The 11,002-nt window shown below is 46.8% G+C and carries 15 protein-coding genes; 8 read left to right on the forward strand and 7 right to left on the reverse strand.

Annotated features, from left to right (window positions below; genetic code table 11):
- Positions 1-120: 120 nt before the first annotated feature.
- Entirely contained in the window at positions 121-330 is a 210-nt protein-coding gene (locus ABNT28_RS07865; RefSeq protein ID WP_041860926.1) for a cold-shock protein, read from the reverse strand.
- A gap of 294 nt (positions 331-624) precedes the next feature.
- Here ABNT28_RS07865 and rarD point away from each other — a divergent pair, with 294 nt between their 5' ends.
- Entirely contained in the window at positions 625-1,563 is a 939-nt protein-coding gene (gene rarD, locus ABNT28_RS07870) for an EamA family transporter RarD (RefSeq protein WP_332924346.1), read from the forward strand.
- Here rarD and ABNT28_RS07875 read toward each other — a convergent pair.
- The 6 genes from ABNT28_RS07875 to ABNT28_RS07900 form a co-directional block, all read right to left on the reverse strand.
- Positions 1,560-2,030 carry a peptidylprolyl isomerase gene (locus ABNT28_RS07875; protein ID WP_332924345.1) on the reverse strand — a complete coding sequence of 157 codons (471 nt, stop codon included), beginning with the start codon at positions 2,028-2,030 and terminating at the stop codon, positions 1,560-1,562. The two genes, rarD and ABNT28_RS07875, sit on opposite strands and share 4 nt — an antisense overlap.
- Positions 2,031-2,097: 67 nt before the next feature.
- Entirely contained in the window at positions 2,098-2,580 is a 483-nt protein-coding gene (locus ABNT28_RS07880) for a universal stress protein (RefSeq protein WP_332924344.1), read from the reverse strand.
- 124 nt (positions 2,581-2,704) lie between these two features.
- Positions 2,705-3,520 (reverse strand): TIGR02186 family protein, encoded by an 816-nt coding sequence (locus ABNT28_RS07885; protein ID WP_348721340.1) that lies wholly within the window; start codon positions 3,518-3,520, stop codon positions 2,705-2,707.
- Positions 3,517-4,431: a sulfite exporter TauE/SafE family protein gene (locus tag ABNT28_RS07890; RefSeq protein ID WP_332924342.1), complete on the reverse strand. Its 915-nt coding sequence runs from the start codon at positions 4,429-4,431 to the stop codon at positions 3,517-3,519. The genes ABNT28_RS07885 and ABNT28_RS07890 overlap by 4 nt, the downstream gene beginning before the upstream one ends.
- 237 nt (positions 4,432-4,668) lie before the next feature.
- Positions 4,669-4,998, reverse strand: a complete 330-nt coding sequence (locus ABNT28_RS07895; RefSeq protein ID WP_332924341.1) for a metalloregulator ArsR/SmtB family transcription factor — start codon at positions 4,996-4,998, stop codon at positions 4,669-4,671.
- Positions 4,999-5,159: 161 nt separating this feature from the next.
- Positions 5,160-5,945, reverse strand: a complete 786-nt coding sequence (locus ABNT28_RS07900; RefSeq protein WP_332924340.1) for a hypothetical protein — start codon at positions 5,943-5,945, stop codon at positions 5,160-5,162.
- A 293-nt stretch (positions 5,946-6,238) separates the two neighbouring features.
- On the opposite strand from ABNT28_RS07900, the gene ABNT28_RS07905 reads away from it, so the two are divergent.
- The 7 genes from ABNT28_RS07905 to ABNT28_RS07935 form a co-directional block, all read left to right on the forward strand.
- Positions 6,239-6,760 (forward strand): DUF1285 domain-containing protein, encoded by a 522-nt coding sequence (locus tag ABNT28_RS07905; RefSeq protein ID WP_332924339.1) that lies wholly within the window; start codon positions 6,239-6,241, stop codon positions 6,758-6,760.
- A 5-nt stretch (positions 6,761-6,765) separates the two neighbouring features.
- Positions 6,766-7,383, forward strand: coding sequence for a CoA pyrophosphatase (locus ABNT28_RS07910; RefSeq protein WP_332924338.1), 618 nt, complete (start codon positions 6,766-6,768; stop codon positions 7,381-7,383).
- Positions 7,383-7,667 (forward strand): hypothetical protein, encoded by a 285-nt coding sequence (locus ABNT28_RS07915; protein WP_332924337.1) that lies wholly within the window; start codon positions 7,383-7,385, stop codon positions 7,665-7,667. The genes ABNT28_RS07910 and ABNT28_RS07915 overlap by 1 nt, the downstream gene beginning before the upstream one ends.
- Positions 7,668-7,677: 10 nt before the next feature.
- Complete coding sequence (locus tag ABNT28_RS07920) at positions 7,678-8,874, forward strand: CCA tRNA nucleotidyltransferase (protein WP_332924336.1); 1,197 nt, start codon at positions 7,678-7,680, stop codon at positions 8,872-8,874.
- A gap of 15 nt (positions 8,875-8,889) precedes the next feature.
- Positions 8,890-9,750 (forward strand): oxygen-dependent coproporphyrinogen oxidase, encoded by an 861-nt coding sequence (hemF, locus tag ABNT28_RS07925; RefSeq protein ID WP_332924335.1) that lies wholly within the window; start codon positions 8,890-8,892, stop codon positions 9,748-9,750.
- Between the two features lie 175 nt (positions 9,751-9,925).
- Complete coding sequence (gene petA / locus ABNT28_RS07930; RefSeq protein WP_348721341.1) at positions 9,926-10,474, forward strand: ubiquinol-cytochrome c reductase iron-sulfur subunit; 549 nt, start codon at positions 9,926-9,928, stop codon at positions 10,472-10,474.
- A 30-nt stretch (positions 10,475-10,504) separates the two neighbouring features.
- Positions 10,505-11,002: cytochrome b N-terminal domain-containing protein (locus ABNT28_RS07935; protein ID WP_348721342.1), on the forward strand; the 498-nt coding region annotated here is incomplete at its 3' end.

Genomic DNA, 11,002 nt, shown 5'->3' on the forward strand with positions numbered 1-11,002 from the left:
GAAGTAAAGGCCGAAAGATGATCATGCAAGGTAAAAGCCGCCCCTTACGGAGCGGCTTTTTTTATGATCGGTGGCATTGTCTTGTGGACACTGCCAATTGGTTTTACAGCCAACTTTATTTTATTCTACGACTTCAAGATTTACAGCGGCCATTTTACCGTTACGCTGCTCTTCAAGTTCATAAGTTACTTTTTGACCTTCGTTCAGACCGTTAAGGCCTGAATTCTGGACAGCAGTAATGTGAACAAACACATCGTTGCCAGAATCATCAGGATCGATAAAACCGTAACCTTTTTGGGTGTTAAACCATTTAACAGTGCCTTGTGACATTCTATTAGTCTCCAACTTCAAACTAAACCTGCCGATGGTTTAGTATCTCAAATTGTTGCGTGGTTATCTTGATGCCGTGCGCAAATGCGAAATTCAGCCCAAAATAACCCTCGGCAGATTACATATGGGTGGCGAGTCACCCAATGTCAATTGTTTTATGCTCTTACATACATTGTTTTATAGTCAGTAATTAGCTTGGCAATAACTTTACTTGCGCCTAATAAAGATAATGCTGGGGTCAAATGCGTGCATTTAACGTTCAGAATCCATTATTTCTTTGAAAGTGTTTTGCTTATGGCCTCAGAACATCCAGATGCGGTTGGCACTATGTCAACAACTGCACCTAAACCACATAACGCCCAAACACGTGGCATCATTTTTGCGATCTTTGCCGGGTTCCTATGGGGCGTTCTACCCATATATATCAATAGTGTGGATTCCGCCACGCCTTATGAAATTGTGGCACATCGTGCGATCTGGTCTGGCGTTTTTCTGGCGCTGTTAATGCCATTTTTGGGAGGCTTTGGCCAGATTATTACTATGCTTCGCCAGCGTAATCTTCAAATAGGCCTTGGAACGACGACACTTTTGGTTGGCATAAACTGGTCAGTCTTTATTTATGCCGTGCAAAGCGGACAAATGGTACAGGCGGCACTTGGTTATTTCATATATCCCCTTGTCGCGCTTTTGCTTGGTGTTTTGATACTGGGGGAACGTCTTGATCGCATGGGCTGGTTTGCAATTGCGCTGGTAGCTTGTGGTGTCATGACGAAAAGCATTTTTGCAGGTGAACCCCCCGTTTTATCGCTGTTTTTGGCGGGAACCTTTGGTCTATATGCTGTGATTCACAAAAAATTGGGGGTAAATCCTGTCAACGGTCTATTCGTCGAATCGGTTATTTTACTGCCTTTTGGCATCGCCTATCTTTTGTGGCTGGTTCATCAAGGTACGCCCATCTTTTTTGGTGGCGGTGCTATCAACATAATGTTGGCTGTTATGGCAGGTATTTTGACAATTCTGCCTCTGCTTTTCTTTCATGCAGGTAACCGCGCACTGACCATGACCATGGCAAGCTTGCTATTCTATTTTAATCCCACAACCCAGCTCACGATAGGCGTCTTTATATATGACGCCCCCTTCATCGTGGCAGACGCAACGACATTTGGGCTGATATGGGTCGGGATTATTGTTTATTTTTCGTCCCGACCCCGTACCGTAAGGCCAGTGGCCTAGTCAAGCATGCGTGCTGAAACGATTCTATCTGGTGTTGCTGGTGGTTCGCCAACTGCCAGCTTTTTCACTATATCCATGCCACGTTCGACCTGACCCCACACGGTATATTGTCCGGTCAAATGGCCACATCCGTCGAAACAGATGAAAAACTGGCTATCAGCACTGTTTGGATTCATTGCACGCGCCATACCGACAGTACCTTCCCGATATTGGTAATCGGTAAACTCAGCGTCAAGATTTGCCCCTGATCCACCCATGCCAGTGCCTGTTGGATCACCTGTTTGTGCCATAAAACCTGGAATCACACGGTGAAAGATAATGCCATCATAAAATCCGTCATTTACCAACTCGGTAATACGGGCGACATGTTGTGGAGCCACGTCAGGTAACATGGTGATTTCGACTTGTCCCTGACTTGTTTCAAGAAGCATTGTTTCACCAGCTACGGCGTCATTCTGATTACTCATCAATAAAAATCCAATTCCAATTAGGGATACAAAAAAAGTGCGCATAAGATAATCCTTGTTAGCGAGCCTAGAAAAGGGCGTCAATCTGTTCGTCAGTTAAGTTGCCGGGGACAACCGTAATCGGCACGCGGCAATCTGAAGCTCCACGGGCAACCATGAAAGAAATTAGAGGTCCAGCCGTTTCGGAATTTGTATCGGCACCAAGGACAAGCAGGCTTATATCTGTTTCCTCACGGATAAGGCTTAGCAGTTCATCACGAATATCGCCTTCACGGACATAAAGTATCGGCGTGCTGTTGGTAAGCTTTTGAACATATTCAGCGTGAATTGACATTTTTTCTTCTGCCGCTTCACGCGCTTCAGCGCGCATTAATTCACCAACCCCAGCAAAATACTCAAATTCGGATGGGGCTATACAATATAGCAAAGCAACTTTGCCACCTACCGCTTCGGCGCGACCACAGGCAAATTGCAATGCCTGATGCATTTCCTCACTATCATCAACGACCACAAGAAAAACAGGATCTTGTTTCTTTTTAGTTTTAGCCAAGGTTACCTCCAAGGAAACAGGTGGCTTAATCATCTCAAAAGCCACGCCGAAGATTACATGCAGTTATGGAATTTGACTAGTGGTTGTTGAAGTAGCCAGTTCAGACGCATTCATGAAAGACATTTTATTTTTTGCGGAACAAAGCTGCGGCAAGCCACCCCGCGGCAATAGCAAAAATAACGGCAAATAATCCATAAAAGAACGAATATTGATGTGCCATATTATAAATTGTGGCGCTGAGCCCACCTTTATTAATGGTGATGCTGGCATTGTCTTCGCTTAACACCATGCCGTCACGCATATGGATGATTCTGACATCATACAGGCCTGAAAGCACATTCGATGGCAGGTCAATTACACTTCGAAACAAAGCCCCTTCCTTGAGGGTTATGGTATCTATTTTGGCGCCCCAGAGTCCAATTTTGCTCATATTTGCGGTCAGTTCGCCAACCATGCCATTCACAGTTGGCATAGGCAGGCCTGTTTCAATCGGATCTTTTTCGGGCGCAATCTGCAATGCCAGATTATGCGCGCCAACGCCAAGGGTTTGCAAAGTGTCCTCGTCGGCAATCTTGGCAAGGTCACGTGTTGCCAAAATCTGATAAAAGCTTGGTGTCTTGGTCCAGATATTTGTTTCGACATTGATCCAGATGCCAGCCACCTTGCTTTTGCGGCGTTGGGCAATTTTGACATCGGGTCCACGCACAACGATAATGATATCGTCGCCTTGCATGCCGTCGATGGCACCAAATAGCAATAGCTCGGTACCATGAAAATCACTTTCTATCGAAACCGAATTTTCCGATAAATCGGCAACAAGCTGGGCATCACGTGCGCTAACTTCATGCGCACCAAAGCTGATAGATACAAATGTCAAAAGCCACAGTATAAAGGTCATGCGGATAGATGCGCTGTGATTATGATGGGAATGTCTTATCATTTCAGCAACTCCACCGAATAGAGGCTGGCGGGATGCAAAGCCAGATCAAAGCCCAGCTTTACACAGACAGCAATCACCATCAGCGCAAGAAGGCCGCGCAACTGTTCACCGCGCAATTTTGCGCCAGCACGGGTACCAAACTGCGCGCCAATAACCGCCCCGAACAGCAACAGGCCAGCAAGCACAAAATCAACAGTTTGCGTCTGAACAGACTGCAAAATTGTCACGTTGGCTGTAACAAAGATAATCTGGAACAGCGATGTGCCCACCACGACAGCCGTTGGCATGCCAAGGATATAGATCATTGCGGGCACCATAATAAAGCCACCCCCAACCCCCATAATAGCAGCTAGAACACCAACAAAAGCGCCGATACCCAGAGGAAGTAAGGCTGAAATATAGAGCTTCGAGCGGCGAAACCGCATTTTGAATGGCAGGCCATGAAGCCAGTTATGCTGATGCAGCTTGCCGCGCGCCGCGCCAGGCTGGCGTGTGCGCAGAATGGCACGCACACTTTCGGCAAGCATCAGGCTGCCAACGATGCCCAGTAGGACGACATAGGAAAGTTTGATAACCAGATCAATCTGGCCAAGTTCACGCAGGAGCGCGAAAAGAAACACGCCAAGTGTTGAGCCGATAACACCACCAATAAGAAGAATGGTTCCCATTTTGAAATCGACATTGCTTCGTCGCATATGTGCCAGCACGCCTGAAACTGAAGAGGCGACAATCTGATTAGCTTCGGTAGCCACAGCCACAACTGGCGGCACACCAAAGAAAATCAACAGGGGCGTCATAAGGAAACCGCCGCCGACACCAAAAAGTCCTGATAAAAAGCCGACTCCGCCACCAAGACCAATAATGATCCCGATATGCATCGAAATTTCCGCAATGGGTAGATAAATATACATTTATATGTAACGCCAGATCATGTGCTTATGAACAGAGATGATGATTAAATCCGCCTTAACCCTCTCTTGAAACACCGTTTTGCACAAATAAGAATGCTATTCAACTCAAATTATACCGGTTTTGGGGCGTTATTTACTTTTGACCTCAGTTTGGACGCATCCAAGGCAACATGACGTTACCCAGCTTTCAAGAACGAAGGCTGAGTATATGATATAATATATACATTATACAATTTGTTAGTGTCTAGTTTTCTTCATCGCAGGATCATCTATATAGATATGCGTAAGCAAACGTAGAATACGAAGAACATCAGCATCCTCTATCGAGTAATAGATGGTTTGTGAGGCGCGGCGTGTACGCACAATATTTGCCCGTCGCAAGCGACCAAGATGTTGTGATAATGCTGATTGACTAAGTGTAGCGATGATTTCCTCAAGTTCAGACACTGAACGTTCTTGTCCATCGGCAAGTTCGTTGAGAATACGCAAACGTTTAGAATTGCCCATAGCACGCAAAATCGTTGTTGCCTTTGACTGCTCTGTTTCCAAGTCGGGTAAGCGAGCCATGAATTTTCCTCCTAGTGAATTAAAGTCCAAGATATGGCGACGTATCTCTATTCGTTTTCTAATGTATCTTAAAAAGGTTACTTATCCGTTAAAGGCTACATAAAAAATGCTTTGTTTTTAATACGCTAGGCTTTTCTTGGCTTTTGAAGTGATTAGATAGGTCAGATGATGGGCGCATTATCAGGGTCGGTGACACAGGCAACGCTGAGAACACGATAATTATGCGGGCGGTCTGATATGGGGGCGAGGGGATAGATTAGACGATGGAATGGAAGATGCGTGTCGTCAGGCATAATTCCTGACATTTTGATGATGCCATGATGATACAGGGGTAATTTCAGGGCAAAAGCCGTTTCATATATTACACTGAGCCAATATTCTGTATCTTTGGGGAAACATTCATCAAGCGTATCGCCTTTTTGTATTGTTACCTCTGGCCATAAAAAACTTTGCGGTAAAGATAGAAAGCATAATCGCATCGACATTGTCTGTCCGATTGAAACCAGATTATCTATGTTGGCATTCACCACCTGCATCAACGCGGATGGCACGTCTTTGCCAAGCAGATTCAGGCGCGCCAGTGGCATTAAGGCTTCGGGAAGCTGATGGTTGCCTGAATGGGTCATAGAAAAAAGGTCAAGCTGGCTTTTGAATTTGGCATCTGGCTCATTTTCAATAGTGTGCAATGCCATGCGGGCAATTGTGATAAAGGCATTTTGCGGGGTTGGGTGGTTTTCGTTGAGGTGTTTACCAGTCAAAATCATCGCTCCAGAAGCCGATCTTAATGTACGAATAAGACTAATCAGCGCAGATGGTGACGGTTTATCATCAAAGGTAATTGAATATTCCTGATTGGTGCGGATAACACATACACCGCCTTCTGGCGGGGCATCGCCTGCTGATGACTGGACGATCCCCTTTTTGTTTATCAGAATTTCTGAACGCATCACTTTTCTCATGATTTTAACAACAGAATCTGGCCAAGCAGATTTTTACCCTCTAGAACGTGTTTTTCAATTTTAATGACACGTTTTTTGATTAATCTTTGTTCCATCCCAGTATTCGTACAGTCTATTCGCACAGTTTCAACACATTGCCTCAAATAATAAAAAGCGAATTAAAACAATGCTTAAACATCATTTTTTCTATCTCAAGGCTGTATTATCTCAGAAAAAGATTTACAAAAGGTTAGCGACTTAAAAATAATTTTTATGATGGTAAAATCCTGATATTATGTCGCATGGCTAAAACCCCGTCTGACATTACAAAAACGCAAAGTTCGCTTGAAAAAATTAACCGGTTAACGCCGCAGCAATTCGATATTCGTATTGCGGCTGACGGCACTTGGTTTCATGAAGGTGGTCTTATTGGGCGTCAGGGCTTGGTGCGGTTGTTTGCATCGGTGCTTCAACGGTATGAAGATGGCACATTCTGGTTGGTTACGCCGGTTGAACGCGGGCAAATAACGGTTGAAGATGCCCCATTTATTGGCATTGCCCTCGCGGTAACTGGACAGGGGATAGACCGTGAATTGAAACTCACAACGAATGTCGGTGATATTGTGCGCATCGATAATGATCATAAGCTACGAATGCAAACAGCCGAGGATGGTGATGCGCGCCCCTATGTCACGATCAGAGACCGGCTTGATGCCAAACTGAGCCGGCCTGTTTATTACGAATTGGCGGCACTGGCTGAATCGGACGATGATGGCCGTCTGGGTGTTTGGAGTGCGGGTAGCTTTTTTCCGCTTATGGATTGATCGTTATGGGTGATCTAGCAAAAATTACATCGGTGCTGACGCCGCCGCACCATATGAACGGCGATATCAAGGATATGTCCGAATCCGCGCTCGCAACCGACAGGCCGGCGGCGGTGCTGGTGGGTTTAATCAAGCATCAGCATAGCTTGCATATTCTCATGACGCGCCGCGCGCCGCATTTGGCCACTCACGCAGGACAGATCAGTTTTCCCGGCGGCAAAATTGAAACACATGATGCCACGCCGGTTGATGCCGCTTTGCGCGAAGCGCATGAGGAAGTGGCATTAAAACCTGATCACGTGACCATACTTGGGTCACTTTCGGTTCTACGAAGTCCTGCGGGCTTTATTGTCGCGCCAATTGTCGGTATGATCGGACGTGACGAGGGTGCCCAAGTGATGCTCTCGCCTGATCCGGCTGAGGTCGATGATATTTTGCTATTACCGCTTGATCATATGCTAGATCGTCAGAATTACAGGCGACAAATACATGAACGTGATGGTGTTGCACGACAAACTTGGGTTATAGATCATCCAACCCATTATATATGGGGACTTTCAGCGGCCATCATCGTCGAATTGTCCGACAGGTTGCATATTCAAGGGCAAAAAGGAACAGGTTAATGCGGCGATATCTGATTATTCTATCTGCGCTTGGTGCAGCCATTATTGTGATGAGCTTGGTCAAAGCGTGGCAACGTCGCCGTGCAGTAAAGGCGGGGCTTGATCCCAGTGACATTAAGATATCAACATCTTACATCATCGGCGGCCTAACTGGTTTAGCTGTATTTTTCATCGGTGTTATCGCTCTTGAAGGCGGGGCAGGCACCCCGGGCACAAGCTACAGCCCTGCTGTTATTAAAGATGGCGTGATTAGTTCTGGTAGCTTTGAAGATAATGATAACTAGACAGCCATGTTTGGCACCATCAGATATAAATTCTGCGCCGCGGTCATTGCCACCATTTGCCAATCAATCGCTTGTTCTTCAAATCTTTGACATAGCGGGCAAAGCGGGCGGCGAAGCGCGGATTGTTGGTGGCGCCGTGCGTGACTGGCTGGCTGGCATATCCGTTGGTGATATTGATATGGCAGTCAATATGCCCATTGAAACATTCGCCAGTGATCTTGAACAGGCTGGCCTGAGGGTGATTCATACGGGTCTGTCACATGGCACGATCACGGTGCTACAGGACAAAACCAAGATCGAGGTCACACATACAAGGCTGGATACCGAGACTGATGGACGCCATGCAAAAGTAAGCCATAGCCCCGACTGGCTGGAAGATGCACGGCGACGCGATTTTACCATCAATGCAATCTATATGAATGCGGCAGGGGCATTATTTGATCCGCTGAATGGGCAGGCAGATTTGCAACAGGGCTGTTTGCGCTTTGTTGGCGATGCTGACCAACGCGTCCGCGAAGATGCGCTTCGTATGATGCGCTATTGCCGGTTTTTATATCGGTTTGGGCATGGAAATATTGATGCTGATGCGCTTGCGGCATTACAGCGCAATGCGGATTTGGCTCAAAATCTATCTAGTGAGCGGGTGCGCAGCGAAATGGAACTGATTCTTGTGGCAGATGGTGCGGCAACCGCGTGCAACCTGATGCAGACTACAGGGCTTGCCAAAGCTGCTTGTGATGTCGATTTCAACACCCATCATCTTGCCCCTGATGATGCGCCTGATCGGGCTGACTGGCTGATTGGGCTGGCAAGCATTATGCCTGTGGGTACAACGGCATCATTGGCAACACGCCTTCGCCTTAGCAAGTCAGAAACACGTCGCCTACAGGCAATGGATCGGGATATTGATACCGCTTTGCCTGATCTAGCAGGTGACAAATGGCAACAGGCAGCTTGGTTTTTAGGCGATGATTCAGCGGCTATCTATGCGGTAAAAACGCGGCGGGCACAGGCACGCTTTTCGGTTACACGCTGGGATGAATTGCAAAGCTGGGTGGCACCGATCTGTCCGGTTACGGGGGCAGACTTATTGTCGCATGGCGTTGACAATGGGCCTGTCTGTGGCGAAATTCTAATCAAGCTACAAAAGCTATGGGTCGCTTCAGGTTTTACGCTTGGCAAATATGACCTATTGGCGAAGATATAGGGTCTTGATGTGCAGATGAATGGGCATACAAACACCGTTTTGGATGACAGAAAGCAGGCAACTGGTGCTTGGTTTGCTTCGTTGCGTGACAATATCTGTTCGCAGTTTGAAGCTATTGAGGATAAATGTATCATTGCGCCCGATCAAGAATCTGGCCGTTTTGAGCGCAAGACATGGCACCGTGAAGGCGGTGGCGGCGGTGAGATGAGCATCATGCATGGCCGCGTATTTGAAAAAGTTGGCGTTAATATTTCAACTGTGCATGGCGTTTTTTCTGATGAGTTTCGTAGCAAAATTCCAGGTGCCGAAACCACAGGTGATTTCTGGGCGTCTGGCATTTCGATTGTCGCCCATATGCGTAATCCGCATGTGCCAGCGGCCCACATGAATACACGCTTTATTTCGACAAGCAAAAGCTGGTTTGGTGGTGGCGGCGATTTAACCCCACTTTTACCTGATGAGGGTAGTGCGGCGAAGTTTCATTCGGCGATGCAATCTGCCTGTGACGCGCATGATCCTGACTATTATCCTAAATATAAGAAATGGTGTGATGACTATTTCTATCTGCCGCATCGTGATGAACCGCGTGGCGCTGGTGGAATATTTTATGACAATCTGGATACGGGTAACTGGGACGCCGATTTCGCCTTTACGAGGGATGTTGGCCTTGCTTTCAAGGATGGATACAGCGCTATTGTCGAAGCAACTATGAATCAGCCATGGAGCGATGCCGAACGACACGAACAGTTAATCCGGCGTGGACGTTATGTAGAGTTCAATTTGCTCTATGATCGCGGAACATTGTTCGGCTTGAAAACAGGTGGGAATATTGAGGCGATTCTAATGAGCATGCCGCCAGAGGTGCGGTGGCCATAAGGTGAAATCTATCACCACTGAAATATAGGCTGTTTTTGTATAAAAACAGATAAAAAGAGGGTATGAAACTGACGCGTTACCGTGTAAAACACGGCAAGATTTGGGTGAAATTGTGCCCGGAACTGCTGCTAGGAGGCAGGGCCCTTAATAGGGGTTAACAGTTGTAGAGGATAGAATGACAAAATCGACACCAGATACCAAGGGTCTGCAAGATCCGGAGCGTCGCGATTTCATTGTAGTAGCGACCTATGCGATGGGCGCGGTTGGTGCCGCCGCCGTTGCGTGGCCGCTAATTGATCAGATGAACCCGGCAGCAGATACATTGGCGCTTGCCAATACCGAAGTCGATATCTCGAAAATTGCCGAAGGTCAGTCGATCACTGTCAAATGGCGTGGCAAGCCAGTTTTTGTAAGGCACCGTACGGCTGATGAAATTGCCCGTGCTGAAACCGCAAATGGAGATGACCTGCGTGACCCACAGCCAGATGATGCGCGTGTCCAGCGGCCTGAGTTACTTGTTGTCGTTGGCGTCTGTACGCATCTTGGTTGTGTTCCGCTTGGTCAGAAAACAGGTGAAGTGCGTGGTGATTATGATGGTTGGTTCTGCCCATGCCATGGATCGCACTATGATACATCAGGGCGTATCCGCAAAGGTCCGGCACCGACTAATCTTGAAGTGCCGCCTTACACATTTCTTTCCGACTCGGTCATCCGTATCGGTTAATCTATCAAGTCTTCTGGAGGTATAATAGCAATGTCTGCTGATAAATTTTCAAATCCGGTTGTACGATGGATTGACCATCGTTTGCCCGTGTTCTCAATGCTCGATCATACAGCTCACGACTACCCAACACCCAAAAACCTAAATTATATGTGGAACTTTGGAAGTCTTGCCGGTTTGTCATTAACGATAATGATAGCAACAGGCATTGTTTTATCAATGAACTATACGCCTCACATTGATTATGCTTTTGACTCTGTTGAACGCATCATGCGTGATGTTAACCACGGTTGGATGATCCGCTATATCCATATGAATACGGCTAGCTTCTTTTTCATAGTTGTTTATCTGCATATTATGCGGGGACTTTATTACGGTTCGTATAAAGCACCACGAGAGCTTTTGTGGATATTAGGTGTGATAATTTTCTTACTTATGATGGCAACTGCTTTCATGGGATATGTTTTGCCATGGGGTCAGATGAGCTTCTGGGGTGCGACTGTTATTACCAACCTGTTCTCGGCTATTCCG

It is taken from the genome of uncultured Candidatus Puniceispirillum sp. (assembly GCF_963979125.1).
In the GTDB taxonomy this organism is placed as follows: Bacteria; Pseudomonadota; Alphaproteobacteria; order Puniceispirillales; family Puniceispirillaceae; genus Puniceispirillum.